The 19,591-nt window shown below is 29.8% G+C and carries 16 protein-coding genes and 2 tRNA genes; 11 read left to right on the top strand and 7 right to left on the bottom strand.

Annotated elements, in window-relative coordinates; genetic code table 11:
* Positions 1–69: 69 nt before the first annotated feature.
* Positions 70–735 carry an OmpW/AlkL family protein gene (locus tag L0U77_RS08705; protein ID WP_101918257.1) on the bottom strand — a complete coding sequence of 222 codons (666 nt, stop codon included), beginning with the start codon at positions 733–735 and terminating at the stop codon, positions 70–72.
* Between the two features lie 171 nt (positions 736–906).
* Between L0U77_RS08705 and smpB the strand changes: the two genes are divergently transcribed.
* The 4 genes from smpB to L0U77_RS08685 all read left to right on the top strand — a co-directional run bounded on the left by smpB (position 907) and on the right by L0U77_RS08685 (position 3,928).
* Positions 907–1,365: an SsrA-binding protein SmpB gene (gene smpB / locus L0U77_RS08700; protein ID WP_193700202.1), complete on the top strand. Its 459-nt coding sequence runs from the start codon at positions 907–909 to the stop codon at positions 1,363–1,365.
* Between the two features lie 36 nt (positions 1,366–1,401).
* On the top strand, positions 1,402–2,025 hold the full coding sequence (locus tag L0U77_RS08695) for a Maf family nucleotide pyrophosphatase (protein ID WP_233899167.1): 624 nt from the start codon (positions 1,402–1,404) through the stop codon (positions 2,023–2,025).
* Positions 2,026–2,115: 90 nt separating this feature from the next.
* Entirely contained in the window at positions 2,116–3,072 is a 957-nt protein-coding gene (locus L0U77_RS08690; RefSeq protein ID WP_193706651.1) for a transketolase family protein, read from the top strand.
* Positions 3,073–3,295: 223 nt separating this feature from the next.
* Positions 3,296–3,928 carry a porin family protein gene (locus tag L0U77_RS08685; protein WP_233897968.1) on the top strand — a complete coding sequence of 211 codons (633 nt, stop codon included), beginning with the start codon at positions 3,296–3,298 and terminating at the stop codon, positions 3,926–3,928.
* Positions 3,929–4,064: 136 nt separating this feature from the next.
* Here L0U77_RS08685 and L0U77_RS08680 read toward each other — a convergent pair whose 3' ends face one another.
* Positions 4,065–4,940, bottom strand: a complete 876-nt coding sequence (locus L0U77_RS08680) for a peptidylprolyl isomerase (protein WP_193700206.1) — start codon at positions 4,938–4,940, stop codon at positions 4,065–4,067.
* Between the two features lie 163 nt (positions 4,941–5,103).
* Between L0U77_RS08680 and L0U77_RS08675 the strand changes: the two genes are divergently transcribed.
* Both L0U77_RS08675 and L0U77_RS08670 read left to right on the top strand, forming a co-directional pair.
* Positions 5,104–5,502, top strand: coding sequence for an RNA-binding S4 domain-containing protein (locus L0U77_RS08675; RefSeq protein ID WP_101918253.1), 399 nt, complete (start codon positions 5,104–5,106; stop codon positions 5,500–5,502).
* Between the two features lie 57 nt (positions 5,503–5,559).
* Positions 5,560–6,075 (top strand): phosphoribosyltransferase domain-containing protein, encoded by a 516-nt coding sequence (locus L0U77_RS08670; protein ID WP_101918252.1) that lies wholly within the window; start codon positions 5,560–5,562, stop codon positions 6,073–6,075.
* A gap of 402 nt (positions 6,076–6,477) precedes the next feature.
* Here L0U77_RS08670 and L0U77_RS08665 read toward each other — a convergent pair whose 3' ends face one another.
* Entirely contained in the window at positions 6,478–6,993 is a 516-nt protein-coding gene (locus tag L0U77_RS08665; protein ID WP_101918251.1) for a shikimate kinase, read from the bottom strand.
* 151 nt (positions 6,994–7,144) lie between these two features.
* Here L0U77_RS08665 and L0U77_RS08660 point away from each other — a divergent pair.
* The 5 genes from L0U77_RS08660 to L0U77_RS08640 all read left to right on the top strand — a co-directional run bounded on the left by L0U77_RS08660 (position 7,145) and on the right by L0U77_RS08640 (position 13,836).
* Positions 7,145–7,217: transfer RNA gene (locus L0U77_RS08660), tRNA-Lys, on the top strand.
* A 108-nt stretch (positions 7,218–7,325) separates the two neighbouring features.
* Positions 7,326–7,408 (top strand) — tRNA-Leu (locus tag L0U77_RS08655).
* Positions 7,409–7,567: 159 nt separating this feature from the next.
* A complete protein-coding gene (locus L0U77_RS08650) occupies positions 7,568–8,401 on the top strand; it encodes a carboxypeptidase-like regulatory domain-containing protein (protein ID WP_233897966.1) in 834 nt (277 codons plus the stop codon).
* A 234-nt stretch (positions 8,402–8,635) separates the two neighbouring features.
* On the top strand, positions 8,636–12,358 hold the full coding sequence (purL, locus tag L0U77_RS08645) for a phosphoribosylformylglycinamidine synthase (protein WP_233897965.1): 3,723 nt from the start codon (positions 8,636–8,638) through the stop codon (positions 12,356–12,358).
* 1,046 nt (positions 12,359–13,404) lie between these two features.
* The gene (locus L0U77_RS08640; protein ID WP_233897964.1) at positions 13,405–13,836 is read left to right on the top strand and encodes a helix-turn-helix domain-containing protein; all 432 of its coding nucleotides are present in this window, start codon (positions 13,405–13,407) and stop codon (positions 13,834–13,836) included.
* An 87-nt stretch (positions 13,837–13,923) separates the two neighbouring features.
* On the opposite strand, the gene fabG is transcribed toward L0U77_RS08640, so the two are convergent.
* The 4 genes from fabG to L0U77_RS08620 all read right to left on the bottom strand — a co-directional run bounded on the left by fabG (position 13,924) and on the right by L0U77_RS08620 (position 19,546).
* The gene (gene fabG / locus L0U77_RS08635; protein ID WP_233901032.1) at positions 13,924–14,670 is read right to left on the bottom strand and encodes a 3-oxoacyl-[acyl-carrier-protein] reductase; all 747 of its coding nucleotides are present in this window, start codon (positions 14,668–14,670) and stop codon (positions 13,924–13,926) included.
* A gap of 503 nt (positions 14,671–15,173) precedes the next feature.
* Positions 15,174–16,010: a prohibitin family protein gene (locus L0U77_RS08630; RefSeq protein WP_233900426.1), complete on the bottom strand. Its 837-nt coding sequence runs from the start codon at positions 16,008–16,010 to the stop codon at positions 15,174–15,176.
* A 261-nt stretch (positions 16,011–16,271) separates the two neighbouring features.
* On the bottom strand, positions 16,272–18,296 hold the full coding sequence (locus tag L0U77_RS08625) for a heavy metal translocating P-type ATPase (protein WP_233901031.1): 2,025 nt from the start codon (positions 18,294–18,296) through the stop codon (positions 16,272–16,274).
* A 38-nt stretch (positions 18,297–18,334) separates the two neighbouring features.
* Positions 18,335–19,546, bottom strand: coding sequence for an efflux RND transporter periplasmic adaptor subunit (locus L0U77_RS08620; RefSeq protein WP_233901030.1), 1,212 nt, complete (start codon positions 19,544–19,546; stop codon positions 18,335–18,337).
* Between the last annotated feature and the right edge of the window lie 45 nt (positions 19,547–19,591).

Below are 19,591 nucleotides of genomic sequence, written 5' to 3'. Positions count from 1 at the left end.
TCTAAACAATTAACTTTTCTTTTTCTTTGCACTCTTTTTCTCGCTTTATTTTTGATGTTTTTTGTTGATTTAAAATCTCATACCAACACCAAAACCTACTAAAATAGGATTGATATCAACATCCGCAGTTACGGTAGCAATTCCTGCATTTACGGTAACATCAGTACTTAAACCGATGTATTTTGCATCAACATTTAAAAACCAAGTATCGTTTAAATCATAATCGAAACCTAATTGTGCAGCGTATCCGAAGGCATTATCATAATCAACATCAACAACAGCTCCTGGATTTGCATCGTAAAAAATAGTGTAATTTACCCCTGCTCCTACATACGGTCTGAATTTGTTCAATCCTGTAAAATGATACTGAACCGTTAATGTTGGAGGCAATAACCAAACATCACCTAAATTTACATTTCCTAAGCTTGTTCCTGTTGCTTTAACATCGTGCTGTGTTGTTCCTAAAATTAATTCTGCCGCAATATTTTCGGTGAAAAAATACGTAAAATCTAATTCTGGAATAAAACTTTGTGTAATATCCACATCACCTCCTATGGTACTGATAGTTGCTGATTCGTTTGGTAATACACTAACCCATCTGAAACGAGCTTGCCATTTTTTGTCCGTTTTTGTAGTGTTTTCTGAATCCTCTTTTGAACTTTCTTGAGCATTTGCATTATTTACATTGGCAAAAAATAATACTCCTAAAGCAATACTTAAAAAAACTTTTTTCATGATTTTACTGTTTTATTATATACCGCAAAATTACTTTACTGATTAACTATAATAAATGACTAAAATCATAGTTTGCTAAATTTGTTTTATACAGATGCTCAATGTTTACGCTTGCCTTGCTTTAAAAAAGCCTGAAAATTATATAGATTATATCGTTATATTTGCACTATTATGCAGAAAAACATCAACATACAAAATAAAAAGGCTCGTTTTGAATACGAGATACTCGATAAATATACCGCAGGAATTCAGCTTACAGGTACTGAAATTAAATCAATACGTCTTAGTAAAGCCAGAATAACCGAAAGTTTTTGTGAATTTAATGAACAAGGAGAACTTTTCGTGGTTAATATGTATATCGAAGAATATGCTTTCGGAAATCATTTTAATCATAAAACAACAAGCGAACGTCGTTTATTATTAAATAAAAACGAATTAAAAAAATTAGCGCGTGAAGTCGAAGCTAAAGGAAATACCATTGTTCCGTTAAAATTATTTATTAATAATAATGGTTGGGCAAAATTAGATATCGCTTTAGCTAGAGGAAAAAAGACGCACGATAAACGTCAAACCATGAAAGATCGTGATAATAAAAAAGATTTAGCGCGTATCAAAAAGGATTTTAATTAATTTTTTTAATTTAATTTCAAATACTTAATTTTTAAGATGTTATTAGCTGATAAACTTTCAAAATATAGGGTGATTTTAGCCTCAAATTCACCAAGAAGACAGGAATTAATTAAGGATTTAAACATTCCTTTTATCATCAAAACAAAAGAAATTGAAGAGCTTTATCCTGAGCATTTAAAAGGCGCAGAAATTTCAGATTTTCTTGCTACTTTAAAAGCCGTTCCTTTTGAAAAAGAGCTTCTCGAAAATGATCTTTTAATTACTTCGGATACTATTGTTTGGCATCAGAATAAAGCTTTAGGAAAACCAAAAGATTATCAAGATGCTTTTGAAATGCTTCAAAGTTTTTCAGATACAACTCATCAAGTAATTACCTCTATTTGTATTTCGATTGGCGTTTCTGATGTTTCTAAAACCTCAACAAAGCAACCTAAAAAAATAATATTCAACGACACCACTACAGTTACTTTTAAAAAATTAACGCATGATGAGGTTGATTATTACATAAATACTTACAAACCTTTTGATAAAGCGGGTGCTTACGGCATTCAAGAATGGATTGGTAAAATAGCGATCACTAAAATTGAAGGAAGTTATTTTAACGTAATGGGATTCCCTGTTCATAAACTTTATCAAGAATTAATGAATATTAATGAATAATTTAGTTTTCATTTTCATCTTATAAAATATTATTTTTGATTATTTTTGACGCTTCAAACACAACTTGAACAACACAACAAACTGAAATTGATGAAAAAATATACATATACCGAAAAAAAAGATACCCGTTCTGGGTTTGGTGATGGTTTAACGGAATTAGGACAAAAAAATCCTAATGTAGTTGCTTTATGTGCCGATTTAACAGGATCTTTAAAGATGGACGATTTTAAAAATAATCATCCAGAGCGTTTCTTTCAAATAGGAATTGCTGAAGCAAATATGATTAGTATTGCTGCTGGTTTAACGATTGGTGGAAAAATTCCATTTACAGGAACTTTTGCAAATTTTTCTACGGGTCGTGTTTATGACCAAATTCGTCAATCGGTTGCTTATTCTGATAAAAATGTGAAAATTTGTGCTTCACATGCAGGATTAACTTTAGGTGAAGACGGTGCAACGCATCAAATTTTAGAAGATATCGGATTGATGAAAATGCTTCCTGGTATGACCGTTATTAATACTTGTGATTACAGTCAAACTAAAGCAGCGACATTGGCAATTGCGGAATATGAAGGACCTGTATATTTACGTTTCGGTCGTCCAAAAGTACCTGTTTTTATGACCGATGAACCTTTTATTATCGGAAAAGGAATCAAAATGACCGAAGGAACTGATGTAACCATTGTTGCAACAGGACATTTAGTGTGGGAATCATTACAAGCTGCCGAGCAATTGGAAGCAAAAGGAATTTCAGTAGAAGTTATAAATATTCATACTATTAAGCCGTTAGATGAAGAGATTATTTTAAAATCCGTAGCAAAAACAGGTTGTATCGTAACGGCAGAAGAACATAATAAATTTGGTGGTTTAGGAGAAAGTGTTGCTCGTTGTTTAGTAACCAACACACCTACTCCTCAGGAATTTGTAGCGGTAAATGATAGTTTTGGAGAATCAGCAACACCTGAACAATTAATGGAAAAATATGGCTTAAATGATACCGCAATTATCAAAGCTGTAGAAAAAGTTATCGCTAGAAAAAATAAATAATTATTTTCTAATTATACATTTAGAACTTCTTCTTAATTAAGATAATTTTATAAGAGTTTTAAAATTTAAAAGCATCAATTTTATTTATAATTTTGATGCTTTTCCCTTTGATTTCTTCAAATAATATATAAATCTAGAATAATTTAAATTTAAATATGTTCTAACCAACTAACCTAACCAATCTTAAAAATAAAATTAATTAATACTAATAAAAATGATGAAAATGAAAACAATTAAAAAGTTCATGGCATTGCTTCTTTTTGTAGGAGCGACACAGTTTATGCAAGGTCAAGTGCAGTTTGGAATTAAAGGAGGAATTAATTATAATTCAGATTCTTTTTCGGATGTTAAAAATGATGTATTATCGGGTGCAGAAAGTAAAACTGGTTTTCATGCTGGTATCTTTTTACGTGGGAAAATTCCTATTATTGGATTGTATATTCAGCCAGAATTGGTATATACGCAGTTAAATAGCGATGTAACTTTTAAACCAACCGCGTTATCATCATCAATAAAAACATCGTATTCTTTTAGAAAAATTGATGTTCCTGTGTTGATTGGTAAAAAATTAGGAATTGCTCGTGTTTTTGCAGGACCTACCTTTCAATATATTATAGAAGGAGATTTTGACGTAAAAGAAATTAAAGATGTAGAAGCAGATGGTTTTTCTGTCGGATTACAATTAGGAGCAGGTATTGATTTAGGGAAATTCGGACTTGATGTGCGTTGGGAAAGAGCTTTTTCAGATACTGAAAGTGAATTTTTAAATAAAACAGAAGCGAATCCGAAGGAAACAAAAGTTCAATTTGATACTCGTGTAAATCAAATTATTGTAGGAATATCGTATCGTTTTTAATTATTATTGATTATTGATTATTGAAAAATTTAATTGAAAATCACGAATTACGAAAATAGTTAAAATAAAAATCCCCGAAACTTTAAAGTTTCGGGGATTTTTTGTGTTTAGAATTTAGTTAGAATAATAAATAAAATTATCTAATTTTTCTATTTAAATAATCTGGTGTTGTTGGATTATTTGGATCGTTAAAATCATTTCTTGGATCTTTATCCTTATTTTTATCTTCGTTGATTGTCAAAATTTCATCGCCATCATCATCCGTATCTAAATAATTTAAAACGCCATCTTGATCGGTATCATCATTCCAAGGTTTACCATCGTTATTAACATCCTCAAAAATAGAAGGAACATTATCGTTATCATGATCGGTATTTTGAACAATATCGTGTAACGTAACAATGTATAATAAATTTTTGTTCGTTAAAGTTCGTCCGTTTCGATAACTCAATCCTGATGGTAATAAAAAGAATCCTTCTCCCCCATTTTCATAGGTAATTGGCTGATTCTTATCCGTTAAATTAGTGACGTTTTTCCCTGCTTTAAAATGTGTAAAACCATATAACCAACCTCTTACAGCAATTTGAGCCGCATTAAACCATGTTGGTATGTCTAAATCTTGTTCTTTTACTAAGTTTTTTGATGAAACTAACGAACTTAATCGATACGTTGTTAAAACAGAATCGACAACACTTGGAAATCCTTTGGTAGATACGCCCGTTTTTTTTACGAAATAATAATACGTATAGTCTAAATCGTATTCGTTTACAGTCTTACTTTTCAATCTTGCATCAGTAAATAAAGCTGTTTTACCTGTGATTAAAGGTTTTATCGAATCAACTGCATCTTTATAATAATGCGTTTTTAAAAACTTAATAATCGTGTCTTTGTCTTTTACTGCTTGTGCTTCATGGTCGAAATTAATAATCCTTCTTCCATTATTATCTGATCCGCAGGAATACAGAAAAATACTTGTCAATACGAAATAAAAAAGGTGTTTAAATTTTATCATTTAATTCTTAAATTTTAACTTGCAATTTACCATTTTTATACCTTTGTAAAAAATTTTGTAAAAAACTTTACAAAATATAATTTAAGATTTAATTTAAGTTGATAATCTGCCTTGCAATCAGACTTATAAACACTTATAAATGCTGTAAAACAATAAAAACAAGATGAGAATAGATAAATATTTATGGTGTATCCGTTTTTATAAAACACGAACTATCGCTACCGATGCTTGTAAAAAAGGACACGTTAAAATTAACGATGTAAAATTAAAGCCTTCAAGAGATGTTTTTGGAAATGAAGAAATAATGATTCGTAAAAATCAGATTAATTATAAAATTAAGGTTTTAGATATTCCTGAAAGCCGTTTAGGCGCTAAATTAGTCGATTTATATCGTAAAGATATAACGCCAAAAGAAGAGTTTGATAAAACAGCATTGTTAAAATATTCGAAAGATTATTATCGTAAAAAAGGAACAGGACGACCAACCAAAAAAGACCGAAGAGATATTGATGATTATAGCGTTCAGCCTGAAGAAAATACTGAAAATCCAGAAGAAAATTAAAAAATAAGTTCTTATTTAATTACTATTATCATCAAATTATACCTAAAATCATAATTAATGAATACTATCAATACATCCTCAGATGCGATTATTTTAACGAATTTACAAGTTGAGCAAAAAATTCGTCGTATTGCTTTTCAAATCTACGAAAGCAACAGTAATGAAACTGAAATTATTATCGCAGGAATTGCCGAAAATGGTTATTTATTTGCCGAAAAAATAGGTGTTTTATTATCAGAGATTTCGCCTTTAAAAATTTCACTTTGTAAGGTTTTTATTGATAAAAAAAATCCTAGAACTCCTATCACGACTTCTTTAACGGTTGCTGAATATCAAAATAAATCATTGGTTTTAATTGATGATGTTTTAAATTCTGGAACAACTTTAATTTATGCGGTAAAGCATTTTTTAGAAGTTCCTTTAAAACGTTTTAAAACGGCTGTTTTGGTTAATAGAAATCATAAAAAGTATCCTGTAAAAGCCGATTTTAAAGGGATTTCACTTTCTACCTCAATAAAAGAACATGTTGTTGTTTCCTTTGAAAATGCTAAAACGGTTGTTTATTTGACGTAGTTTATCATAAATTATACTTAGAGCCTGTTTAAATTTCATCTGAAAAAAATATATAACAGAAAAATAAGGAATCGAATCCGTCAAACTGAATTTATTTCAGTTTCACATCCTGATTTGCCACGGTTATTCCCTTTTTTTTGATGATTCTTGTCAATTCGAGTGATTTTAATGACTAAAAGGAATTAAAATTGTATCGAGAATTTCAATTCTTTTATATTGATGAATTTCATGCTAAAAAAGTTCTCGATACAATTTTTTTGAAGGAAAAAAATCACTCGAACTGACAGGTTATTTAATTTTTAAACAGGCTCTAAATAATATTTTTTATTTTTTTCAACAAGGGGCTTAAGCCCCTTGTTTTTCTTCTTGTTTTTCTTGTTATTTTTTTTCGCCAATTTTACTTCAAACAATTTTGTTTAATTCGGCGACAATTTCGTGTACATTTTTGTTGTCGACTGTTATTTTATATTCCGATTGATTGTAAAAATAGCTTCTTTCGAATAAATGTTTGGCTACAAATTCATGTAATTCTTCTTGTTTTAATCGAGCGACTAAAGGTCTTTGGCTTTTTTCGTTGATTAATCGTGCTACAATCGTATTGATACTTGTTTTTAAATAAACGGTTTTTGCTGTTTTATCATTTAGAATATACTCCATATTATTTCCATAGCAAGGCGTTCCTCCACCAAGTGCCAAAACGATTTCTTGTTTTAGATTGAGTATTTCTTTTAAATATAGATCTTCTTTTTTTCTGAAATAAATTTCACCTTTAGTTTCGAAAATTTCAGCTACGGTCTTATTTTCTTTTTCTTCGATATAGTTATCTAAATCGATAAATGAAAAATTCTTTTTACTGGCAATCAGCCTACCAATGGTTGATTTTCCACTTCCCATGTATCCTAGTAGTATTATTTTCATGCTAATTAATGGTTTATATTCGCTAATTATTAAGCAGTTAGAAATATCATTACAAATATGATAAAAAATAAAATCAAAATAAATAAAAAAAAGCTTTTATATTCGGATAAAGCTTGTATATTTGCAACCGCTTAGGCAATTAAGCAATAATGACCTGGTAGCTCAGTTGGTAGAGCATCTCCCTTTTAAGGAGAGGGTCCTGGGTTCGAGCCCCAGCCCGGTCACTGAAAAGCTAAGTTTTTACTTAGCTTTTTTTCTTTTTATTTACTTCTTAAATTAATATTTAAATTGATTTAAGAAAAGTGATTTTAAAGAAAACTATTCTATTTTTAGCACGTATGGCGGAATTGGTAGACGCGCAGGCTTGAGGGGCTTGTTCACATCGTGAGTGCAAGTTCGACTCTTGTTACGTGCACAAAATATTTTTAATACTTCTTCCCTATTTTTAAAGCTGATTTTTATCAAAAAACAAAGTCAAACGAAGTTAATTTGAATCAAAATTTGAGTTTATAACCAAATTAATAAAAATTATTTTATTAATTTCTTAAACTATCATAAAATCATCTAAATTTGTTTGGATAAACCTTTATCCTTGCCAACAATGCAAAAAACATATTTATTTTTTACTTTCGTATTCATCTTAATTACTAATGTCGGATTTTCTCAAAATTATGAACATCAAAAACATCAACTAAAAGGACAAGTTATTGATGTTGAAACCAAAAAACCGTTGAGTGCTTCGCATATCTTAAATTTAAATTCCGTTACAGGAACAATCACCAACGAAAGAGGTTTTTTTGAACTGATCGCAAAAGCAAATGATACCGTTTTAGTATCGTTTTTAGGATTCTCTTCTATCAAATTAAAAGTGACCAACGATTTGTTAAAAGGAAATGAAGTCGTAATATCATTACGAGAAAAACCCGAAGAAGTTAAAGAAATTATTATCAAATCAACCCAACTGATTGGTGTTTTAGAAGTCGATGTGAAACAAGTTCCGAAAGATAGATTTACACGAATCCATATTAACGGGCTTCCGCAAACCTATGAAGTTGGAAAACCTCAAAAAATAACATCGCCAATTGCAAAATTATTTGAACCTGTCGATTTAATGTATAATCTCTTTGGAAGAAAGCCGAAACAACTTAAAAAGCTTCAAAAATTAAAGAAAGAAGACGATTTACGTAAAATGTTAGCAGGAAAATTCGACCGTGAAGTAATGATGGAATATCTACAAATGGATAAACAACAACTTTCTAAATTACTTATTGACTGTGAATATTCTGATTATTTTATCAAAAAAGCAAGTGATTTACAGATGATTGAAGCTGTTTTAAATTGTTATGAAAATTATAAAGCACTTCAAAAAGGCAAAATTGAACTAAATAGAATTCCTGATACAAAATAATAATATTTATCAAGAATAATATTATTTAATATTCTTTAAATTAATAAAAAAGTAGCCAAAAGCTACTTTTTTTATTTTGTTGTTTTTATAACTGTTTTGTTATTTTTTTAATTTTATATCATTTTTATAGGTTTTTGGTGATTTTATAGGATTTTGTAGCCTTTATTTAATTGAAAAAAAGTAAATTTGTCAATTAAAATTGATTAGAAACAACACACTTAATACAACAAAATAATGATTCATTTCTTTGGAAACGTTAGCAGTAAAATATTTACTGTTCAAACAACAAAAGAATTATCTACCGAAACTATTTCAAAACTTACCTGGTTATTTGGAGAACAACCCAAAATAAATGCGACATCATTAGATGTCTTTTTTATTGGTCCAAGAGCGGCAATGATTACTCCTTGGAGTACTAATGCTGTGGAAATCACCCAAAATATGGGTATTTCTGATATTATCAGAATAGAGGAATTTGACGTTGTTTCTGAAGATTTTTCAGATTTCGACCCAATGATTTCTCAAAAATACGATGGTTTAAATCAAGATAGTTTTACAATCGATATTCAACCAGAACCAATTTTAAACATTGATGATATTGCTGCTTACAACCAAGCAGAAGGCTTAGCTTTAAGTGATGAAGAAGTTGAATATTTAGAAAGTGTAGCAACAAAAATAGGTAGAAAATTAACAGATTCTGAGGTTTTTGGTTTCAGTCAAGTAAACTCTGAACACTGTCGTCATAAAATATTTAACGGAACTTTCGTTATTGATGGCGAGGAAATGCCAACATCTTTATTCAAATTGATAAAAGAAACGGCTAAACAATTTCCTAATGATATTGTTTCTGCATATAAAGACAACGTTGCTTTTATAAAAGGTCCTAAAGTAACTCAGTTTGCGCCTAAAACGGCTGATAAACCTGATTTTTATGAAACAAAAGAATTTGAATCTGTAATTTCATTAAAAGCAGAAACTCACAACTTCCCTACTACTGTAGAGCCTTTTAACGGAGCTGCAACAGGTTCAGGTGGAGAAATTAGAGATAGACTTGCTGGTGGAAAAGGTTCTTTACCTTTAGCAGGAACAGCAGTTTATATGACTTCTTACTCTCGTTTAGAAGCTTCTATAGATTCAGTTAAAAACACAAGATTTTGGGAAAATAAATTTGAAGCTAGAGATTGGTTATACCAAACTCCAATGGATATTTTAATAAAAGCTTCTAATGGAGCTTCTGATTTTGGAAACAAATTCGGTCAGCCGTTAATTACAGGTTCTGTATTAACTTTTGAACATGAAGAAAATGCTGCTTCAAGTGATGCGAAACCTAGAAAATTAGGTTTTGATAAAGTAATCATGCAAGCTGGTGGTATTGGATACGGAAAAGCTGATCAAGCATTAAAAGATACGCCTAAAAAAGGAGATAAAATTGTAATTCTTGGTGGTGAAAATTATAGAATTGGTATGGGTGGCGCTGCGGTTTCATCTGCAGATACTGGTGAATTTGCTTCAGGAATTGAATTAAACGCCGTACAGCGTTCGAATCCTGAAATGCAAAAACGTGCTGCTAACGCCGTTCGTGGTATGGTAGAAAGCGAAGAAAACTTTATTGTTTCTATTCACGATCACGGGGCTGGTGGACATTTAAACTGTTTATCAGAATTAGTTGAAGATACTGGAGGTAAAATTAATTTAGATAGTTTACCTGTTGGAGATCCTACTTTATCAGCAAAAGAAATTATCGGAAACGAATCTCAAGAAAGAATGGGATTAGTTATCGCTGAAAAACACATTGATACTTTACAAAAAATTGCTGAACGTGAACGTTCTCCAATGTATACCGTTGGTGATGTTACTGGTGATAATCGTTTTACTTTTGAATCTGAAACTAAAGGTGATAAACCAATGGATTTAGCTTTAGAAGATATGTTTGGTAGCTCTCCTAAAACTGTTTTAACAGATAAAACTATTGTAAGAAATTACAAGAATTCAAGATATAAAACTAAAAACTTAAACATCTATTTAGCACAAGTTTTACAACTAGAAGCTGTAGGATGTAAAGATTGGTTAACCAATAAAGTTGATAGATGTGTTGGTGGTAAAGTAGCAAAACAACAATGTGTTGGTCCGTTACAAATCCCTTTAAATAATGTCGGAGTGATGGCGTTAGATTATAATGGGAAAGAAGGAATTGCAACTTCTATTGGGCACTCGCCTATTTCTGCGTTAATTAATCCAGCTGCAGGAAGTAGAAATTCTATTGCAGAATCATTAACAAATATTATTTGGGCACCTTTAAAAGATAACTTAGCTTCGGTTTCTTTATCAGCAAATTGGATGTGGCCTTGTAAAAATGAAGGTGAAGATGCTCGTTTATATAAAGCGGTAAAAGCTATTTCTGACCTTTCTATTGATTTAGGTATCAATGTGCCAACAGGAAAGGATTCTCTTTCAATGAAACAGAAATACAAGGAAGATGAAGTGATTTCTCCTGGTACTGTAATAATCTCTGCAACAGCAAATTGTAATGATGTATCTAAAGTAATAGAACCTGTTTTACAAAAGAACGGAGAAAGCATTTATTACATCAATATTTCGCAAGATTCTTTCAAATTAGGTGGTAGTTCTTTCAATCAAGTATTAAATACTATTGGGAATGAAGCGCCAGATGTTACAAATCCAGCCTTCTTAAAAGATGCTTTTAATACGATTCAAAACTTAATTAAAGCTGATAAAATTTCTGCTGGACACGATGTTGCTTCTGGTGGATTATTAACTACTTTATTAGAAATGTGTTTTGCTGATGTTAATTTAGGAGCTGATTTTGATATCTCTAGCTTAAATGAGGAAGATTCATTAAAAGTATTATTTGCTGAAAATGCAGGAATTGTTTTTCAAGCAGATGCTTCAGTAGAAACAATTTTATCAGAAAATAATATTGAGTTTTTTACCATCGGAACGGCAAATGATTCGGGTAAAGTTACTATCAAAAATAATGAAGAAACTTTCTCTTTTGATGTTTCAGAAGTTAGAGATACTTGGTACAAAACTTCGTATTTATTAGATGACAAGCAAACTGCAAATGGTTTAGCTAAAAACAGGTTTGATAATTATAAAAATCAGCCTTTAAAATATACGTTCCCTGCTAATTTTACAGGAAAAATTGCAGATGTTTTAGGCGATAATTCATCAGCAGATAAAAAAGACAAACCAAAAGCAGCTATTATTCGTGAAAAGGGTTCTAACTCTGAACGTGAAATGGCAAATGCCATGTATTTAGCTGGTTTCGATGTTAAAGATGTTCACATGACAGATTTAATTTCTGGACGTGAAACTTTAGAAGATATTCAATTTATTGGAGCTGTTGGTGGTTTTTCTAATTCTGATGTTTTAGGTTCGGCAAAAGGTTGGGCTGGAGCATTTTTATATAATGAAAAAGCAAATACGGCTTTAAAGAATTTCTTTAAACGTGAAGACACTTTATCTGTAGGAATTTGTAATGGTGCTCAATTATGGATGGAATTAGATTTAATCAATCCTGATCATAAAGTACATGGTAGATTAGTTCATAACGATTCTAAGAAACATGAAAGCTCATTTACTTCTGTTAAAATTCAAGAAAATAACTCGGTAATGCTATCTTCTCTAGCAGGAACTGAATTAGGTGTTTGGATTTCTCACGGTGAAGGAAAATTTAACTTACCAGAAGCTGAAACTAATTATAGTATTGTAGCTAAATATGGTTATGAAGGTTACCCTAATAATCCTAATGGTTCAGATTATAACACCGCAATGTTATGTGATGCTACAGGTCGTCATTTAGTAACAATGCCACATATTGAACGATCTACTTTTCAATGGAACTGGGCAAACTACCCTGCTGGTAGAAAAGACGAAGTTTCACCTTGGTTAGAAGCGTTTGTAAATGCTAAAACTTGGATTGAAAATAAGAAATAAATCAAACAAATTATCAGTTTTTTTATTACTTTTAATGGATAAAATAATTGTTATTCATAATACTTTATTTTAAATTTTAGTTATATTGTTTCTTATTAAGCCTGAACAAATTGTTCAGGCTTTTTTTTATTTTACTCTTTTACTCTCTATTTATTTATTAAGAAAAATCCCTAGCGGAAGTGTTTTGCTTGTGCCTTAAACAAAACTTAATATTTTAGAGAAGTAAATTAAGTTTTCATATGTATCTTAAAATAGAACAATAAGAAATTGAATCCATCAACGTCAAGCTGAAATAAATTATCATGACGAGTTCGATTATCTATAAAACTTTTGAGTAAAGTAAAATTATTTGAACAGATTTTAATTTTAGTCAATAGAATAGAATCTCCTCTTCCTTTATATTATTTATACAAAAGTAAATTAGTATTCGTCAATTAGCTGATACACAATTGTAAACAATAAAATATTCTTTTAAGAAATTAAACAGGTAGTTAATCATAATCTAGTCGTATACAAATGTAATCTTACTAAATATTCAGCGAACCTTATTAATTAAATAGCAAGCCTATTACATATGTAAAATGTAATTATGTGTTGTTTAAACCTCGTACTCTATCTTTATTGATTGAGGAAAAACAAACATTATATAATCTTAATTTTATTCTTAATTAATTATGCCTGTCCTACTTAGTTCGTTAGGTTCCTTCTCCCTACTCTACTGTGATAATATAATCTCTTTTCATATAAAGCAAAAGGATAAAACGATGATTGCTTAAAGCTTAAATTTAATGCTTATTTTTTATTAAATTGATGCTTGATACAAATATAATTAGTAGAAATAAACAGCAACGATTACTAACTAATTACATTTGTATACTTGTTTTACTTCTCATAATTATTACTTAATTCTCTTTTGTAAACTGTTGTAATTATTTTTAGAATACAAAAAAACAAATTAAAATTTTAAATAATAATTTGTAATTAATTGACAAATGTATATATTTGCTACATATAAATATATAATTACAATTGTAAAAAAATAAACTATGGATGATATACTTACTCGTTTAAAAAAGATTATTTCTCATTATAATTTAACTTCATCAACATTTGCTGACGCTATAAATGTTCAACGTTCTAGCATATCTCACCTTTTATCTGGTAGAAATAAGCCAAGTTTAGATTTTGTTATGAAGACAATTAATAAATTTCCTGAAGTTGATTTGTATTGGTTCTTATATGGTGAAGGAACTTTTCCAAAAATAGAGCCTGAAGAGGAAATAGTAACCGAAGAAGAAACTTCAACAAAAGAAATTATTCAAGAAGAAAAAACAGAAATTAGCCCTACCCTATTCTCTACAAGCACTACTTCTATCGAGAATAATTCAAAAAATGAGCCTAATAATTCTGGAAATAAAAAATTAGTAAAAATCGTACTTTTATATGATGATGGTAGTTTTAATGAATTCAATCAATAATAATTATAAAACCAAAAAAGCAGCAATTCTAGAATTGCTGCTTTTTTGGTTTTATAAAATAAAGTTAAAAAATAAAATTTATTTTTTCTAGGTTAACATTCCACCATCAACAGATAATGTTTGTCCTGTAATATAGCTACTCATATCTGATGCTAAAAATACACAAGCGTTTGCGATATCTTTTGGAGTTCCTCCTCTTTTTAAAGGAATATCATTGCGCCAAGCATCTACTACTTTTTCATCTAATTTTGCAGTCATTTCAGTTTCAATAAAACCAGGAGCAACTACGTTACTTCTAATATTTCTTGATCCTAACTCTAAGGCTACTGATTTAGAAAAACCTAAAATCCCAGCTTTTGAAGCTGCATAATTTGCCTGACCTGCATTTCCTTTTAATCCAACAACAGAACTCATATTTATGATAGAACCTGAACGTTGTTTCATCATTGGTCGGATAACAGCTTTCGTTAAATTAAAAACAGATTTTAAATTAACTTCAATAACTTTATCAAAATCAGTTTCTGAAATACGCATCAATAAATTATCTTTGGTGATTCCTGCATTATTTACAAGTACATCAATTGTTTTAAATTCTTCTAAAACATTTTTTGCTAATTCTTGAGCGGCATCAAAATTTGCGGCATTCGATTGGTATCCTTTTGCTTTTATTCCTAAAGCGGTTAATTCATTTTCTAAAGCATTCGCTGCTTCAACTGATGAACTATAAGTAAACGCAATATTACATCCTTGGTTTGCAAATTCTAATGCAATACCCCTACCGATTCCTCTGGTAGCTCCTGTAATAATGGCTGTTTTATCTTTTAAAAGTTTCATTCTTTTTCTGTTCTTTAGTCTTTTTGTTTCTCTTGTCGAAAAATCTAAATTTTATCAATACATAGAGATAAATTTATTTCTATGTATAATTTTTAAGTTTTTAAAAAATCATCAATTAAAAATTTAGTTATAGGCTAAGAATTTATTGATAAATTTTCAAAAAATGAACTGACTTAATAACCTCATCAATAATAATAACCTTAAATAATAATTTAGTTATAGGCTAAATTATTTTAGAATAGTTTTATTATGTCAAACAAAGTCAATCAAGATTTTTAAAATTCGATTTACGAAAGACAAATATAACAATTTGTGTTTAATTTTTAAAAAATAACAATAAAAATAAATAAAAATTTTATTTGATAATTTTTAATAAATTACAGACAATTTAAACAGACAATGTATATAAATAAAAAACCCAGCTTGATGTGTATCAAGCTGGGTTTTGTTTATTTTTTTACTGAACTTTTACTTAGGAAAGTAGAAAAGTATTGATTTTTAGATTATTGATTTCCTAAAATAATTGGCATTCCACTTTTACCAGAACCAATTAACACGACTTTACTATTTTGTGATTCAGCTAATTTTAGTGTAGCTTCAATACCTTTATCTTGCAAAATTTTATCAGTTAAAGAAGCACTTAATATTTTATTAGCATCGGCTTTTCCTTTTGCTTCAATAATTTGTTTTTCGGCTTCTTTTTGAGCGGTTACTAATCGAAATTCATATTCTAACGATTCTTGTTCTTGTTTTAATTTACGTTCAATTGCCATTTTAATAGTTGGAGGCAAGGTAACATCTCTTACTAAAACTTCATTTAATTGAATGTATTGTTCGTCTAAAATCTTTTTTGTTTCGGAAAAAATCTCAACTTGTATTACATCTCTTTTGCTAGAATATAATTGTTCGGGTGTATAACGTCCTACAACGCTACGTGCTGCGGAACGGATAACAGGTTGAATAACTCTTGAAATATAATTTTCTCCTTTTTCTTTATGTAGCGAACCTATTTTTTCAGCTTGTGGTTGAAACCAAACAGAAGCTTCTAATTGAATTTCTAATCCGTTAGATGATAAAACTTGCATTTTTTCATATATTTCTTGCTGACGAACTTCATAAATAAAAACTTTATTCCATGGAGCGACTACTTGAAATCCTTCTCCCATTGGAGCTTGATCTGTTACGACCCCGCCTCCAAAGGTTTTGTACAAAACTCCTGCCTGACCAGATTTAATAGTTACTGTTGATTTTGAGAATCCGATAATTGCAAGTACGCCAATTATTCCGATAAGAAGTCCTCCTTTTGGTAATTGAAAATCTAATTGTCTGTTGTTACTCATTTTTTGAATTTAAGTTGATGATATATTATAAAATGATGTCATTATATATATACCAAATATACGATTTTAATAGTTCTTCTTCTTTGCTTCTAGCCTACTTCTTGTTTTTACTATTTTATTTTAAATTATAGTTAATAAATTTCAGTGTAAAATCTTGGCAAATAATCTGTCATTTCGAACTGTCAGTTTAAGTGATATTTTTTTAGATAAAATTTAAACAGGCTCTAAATAGTTGTCTTCAGTTGTCTTCATTATTTTTGATTATTCTTCTTTAAATCTTAACAATCTCAAGGCATTTAAAACGACTACTAATGTTGATCCTTCATGAATCAATACGGTATATCCTATTGATGTTACACCGAATAATGTTAGGGGAATTAATATTGCAACGACTCCTAAACTAATCCAAATATTTTGTTTGATAATAGTTTTTGATTTTCTACTTAATGCAATTACGAATGGTAATTTTTCTATTTTATCGGACATCAAAGCAACATCTGCTGTTTCTAATGCGACATCACTACCAGCGGCTCCCATAGCAATACCAACGGTACTATTTGCCATTGCGGGAGCATCATTTACGCCATCGCCAACCATGGCAACTTTATTATTATTTGCTTTTAATTTTTGAATTTCGATAACTTTATCTTCGGGTAATAAATTTCCTTTGGCGGCAGTTAAACCTATTTGTGATGCTATTGAATTTGCTACATTTTGATGATCTCCAGTAAGCATAACCATTTTTTTGATGCCTATTTTTCTTAATTTATTCAAGGTTTCTTTAGCTGTAATTCTCGGGATATCCATTACGCTTAGCAATCCTATTATTTGCTGTTGATATCCGACTAACATGGCGGTATGTCCGTTTAAAAGAAGCGTATTCATTTGAGTATCGATTGCATTAGAAACGATTATATTTTCATCGGTCATTAATTTTTTATTTCCGATAAAAACAGGTTTATTTTTATAGGTTGCTTTAATACCTTTTCCTTGGATAGCTTTAATATCAGATGCATTATTGTTATTTTTCAGTTGATATTTTGTACTAATATCTTTAGATATTGCCTTTGCTAATGGATGATTGCTTAAACTTTCGACTTCTAGCGTTATTTCTAAAAATTCGATTTCATCAAAATTATTAAGAGCAATTGCGTTGGTTAATTTTGGTTTTCCTTGTGTTAGTGTTCCTGTTTTATCAAAAGCGATGGTTGTTAAACTTCCCAGATTCTCTAAGGCTCTTCCTCCTTTTATCAGCACGCCACTTTTTGCAGCACGTGCGACTCCGCTCAATACAGCACTTGGTGTAGAAATTGCTAAAGCACAAGGGCTTGCGGCTATTAATACGGTAATTGCTCTATAAAAACTTTGTTCAAAAGATTCATTAATTACCAGATATGCAAAACATAATGTAAGTACCAAAATAAGTACGATTGGCACAAACCATTTTTCAAATTTTTTAGTAACTAATTGCGTTGGTGATTTTTGATTTTCTACCTCACTTACCATTTTGACTAAACGAGAAATGGTACTATCTTTACTTAGTTTTAAAACCTGAATTTCTAGTACGCTATCTCCATTAATTGTACCGGTATATACTACATTTTTTTTAGGTATTTCGTTAAAATCTTTATATTTGGCAATATTTTCTATTGAATTAATTGCTATTTTATCAACAGGCATACTTTCTCCTGTTATCGATGCTTGATTAATGCTACTATTTCCTTTGATAATTACGCCATCGGCAGCAATTTTGGTATTTGGTTTTACAATGATGATATCATTTATTTTTAATTCATTGATTAAAACTTCAACAAGATTATTGTTACGTTTCACTAATGCTTTTTTAGGTGATAATTTTCCTAAATTCTCTATTGATTTTCGGGCTTTGTTCATGGCAAAATGTTCTAATGCGTGTCCTAAGCTGAACAAAAATAATAGCAAAGCGCCTTCTCCCCATTTATTGATATAAATAGCTCCAGCGGCTGCGGCTAACATTAAAAAATCGATTTCAAATTCTCCTTTTTTGATTTTCTTAAAAGCTTCGATTGTCGTGAACCACCCACCTAAAATGATGGAAATCATAAAACTGACGACAATATAAGTTGGATACTTTATTGATAAAGAAGTGAAATTTTCGATAATTAATCCAATAAAGAAGAAAACTCCACTTAAAATAGCGAAATATAATTCTGATTTTTCGCCTAATATTCCACCATGATTTTGATGGTTATTTTGATGCTGCTGTGAATGTTCTTCTGAGTTTTTCACTGAACTTTTTGTTGCCATTTTTGTATTTGATATTTGAATAAAATTGATTTATATTTTTAATGTGCATGACCTTCCATGCCACCTGCTTGTTGTAATAATTTTCCTTTTAAAATATGTGCACCTTGCGTAACTATTTTAATATCAAAATTATTTCCTTCAATTGTTTTTATGGCTACAAAACCAGCATCATTATTCCCTAACGTTACTTTTAAAGGAATAAATTCAACAGTACTTTTTGCCATAAAAACAAAGCTTTCGCCTTCTTTTTCTATAATTGCGGTTTGAGGAACAGCCATTATTTTTTCACCGCCTAATAATACATCTGCGTTAATAAACATTCCTGATTTTAAGTTATTTTTTTCATCCTCAAAATGTCCGTGTACATTTATTGTTTTTGTTTTGTCATTTACTTTCTGACTAATTAATTTGATATATCCTTTATATTCGGTATCAATTCCTGAAGGTTTAAAAACAAATGAATCGCCTTTTTTAATTTTGGTAATATCGGTTCCGAAAACATTTAATTCGGCGTGCATATGATCGGTATCAATAATTTCTATCATTTTTGAATTTCCTGCTAAAAACATTCCTTTATTTAAGTTATTTTCTACCACATAGCCAGAAATCGGTGCTTTTATGTACACATATTGTTGAATTCCATTTTTTGAAATCGTATTTGGCGATAAATTTGCCATTTTTAATTGTGAAGCATAACTTTCCACTAAACTTTTTGAAGAATTATATATTCCTTCTGCTATTTGAAACGATTTTTTTGAAGTGATTTCGTTTGCTAATAACATTTTTTTACGCTCATAATCTGCTTTTGTAACCTTATTATTATTAACTGCTTCTAAATATGAATATTGTAATTTTATAAAATTTGGATGCTGTAATACAGCTACGGTTTGTCCTTTTTTCACTTTATCTCCAGGCAATAAATATGTTTTATATACAAACGATTCTAAAGGCGCGTAAATAGTTGCTTTACTTTGTGGAGGCACTTCAATAGTTCCTGTAACGGCAATGCTATTGCGTATTTTTCGTTGTGTAATTTCGGCTACTTTTATATTTGCAGATGCTATTTGTTCGGTTGTTAAATGCAATTCATTTTCGGTGTATTTTTCTTCTGATTTTTCCTGTTTTTTTTCTTTTTCTTCGGATGTATGATCTTGTCCTGTATGATTTTCTTTTTTAGAATTACAACTACTAACCGATAATATGAATACTACAAAACTGATTATACTGATTATATTGATAATTTTTTTCATCTTTTTATATTTTTTAACCTGACTAAATCTTGACTAAATTGACTA

The sequence above is a fragment of the Tenacibaculum piscium genome, from assembly GCF_021390715.1.
GTDB classification, from domain to species: Bacteria; Bacteroidota; Bacteroidia; order Flavobacteriales; family Flavobacteriaceae; genus Polaribacter; species Polaribacter piscius.
This window is presented reverse-complemented; position numbering and strand designations above follow the sequence as displayed.

Bases quoted from the DNA above. Each gene is read 5' to 3' on its own strand.
- purL (WP_233897965.1), top strand. From the start codon at position 8,636: ATGATTCATTTCTTTGGAAACGTTAGCAGTAAAATATTTACTGTTCAA.
- L0U77_RS08670 (WP_101918252.1), top strand. From the start codon at position 5,560: ATGAATACTATCAATACATCCTCAGATGCGATTATTTTAACGAATTTA.
- fabG (WP_233901032.1), bottom strand. From the start codon at position 14,670: ATGAAACTTTTAAAAGATAAAACAGCCATTATTACAGGAGCTACCAGA.
- L0U77_RS08685 (WP_233897968.1), top strand. From the start codon at position 3,296: ATGAAAACAATTAAAAAGTTCATGGCATTGCTTCTTTTTGTAGGAGCG.
- L0U77_RS08705 (WP_101918257.1), bottom strand. From the start codon at position 735: ATGAAAAAAGTTTTTTTAAGTATTGCTTTAGGAGTATTATTTTTTGCC.
- L0U77_RS08620 (WP_233901030.1), bottom strand. From the start codon at position 19,546: ATGAAAAAAATTATCAATATAATCAGTATAATCAGTTTTGTAGTATTC.
- L0U77_RS08680 (WP_193700206.1), bottom strand. From the start codon at position 4,940: ATGATAAAATTTAAACACCTTTTTTATTTCGTATTGACAAGTATTTTT.
- L0U77_RS08690 (WP_193706651.1), top strand. From the start codon at position 2,116: ATGAAAAAATATACATATACCGAAAAAAAAGATACCCGTTCTGGGTTT.
- L0U77_RS08675 (WP_101918253.1), top strand. From the start codon at position 5,104: ATGAGAATAGATAAATATTTATGGTGTATCCGTTTTTATAAAACACGA.
- L0U77_RS08625 (WP_233901031.1), bottom strand. From the start codon at position 18,296: ATGGCAACAAAAAGTTCAGTGAAAAACTCAGAAGAACATTCACAGCAG.
- L0U77_RS08695 (WP_233899167.1), top strand. From the start codon at position 1,402: ATGTTATTAGCTGATAAACTTTCAAAATATAGGGTGATTTTAGCCTCA.
- L0U77_RS08630 (WP_233900426.1), bottom strand. From the start codon at position 16,010: ATGAGTAACAACAGACAATTAGATTTTCAATTACCAAAAGGAGGACTT.
- smpB (WP_193700202.1), top strand. From the start codon at position 907: ATGCAGAAAAACATCAACATACAAAATAAAAAGGCTCGTTTTGAATAC.
- L0U77_RS08665 (WP_101918251.1), bottom strand. From the start codon at position 6,993: ATGAAAATAATACTACTAGGATACATGGGAAGTGGAAAATCAACCATT.
- L0U77_RS08640 (WP_233897964.1), top strand. From the start codon at position 13,405: ATGGATGATATACTTACTCGTTTAAAAAAGATTATTTCTCATTATAAT.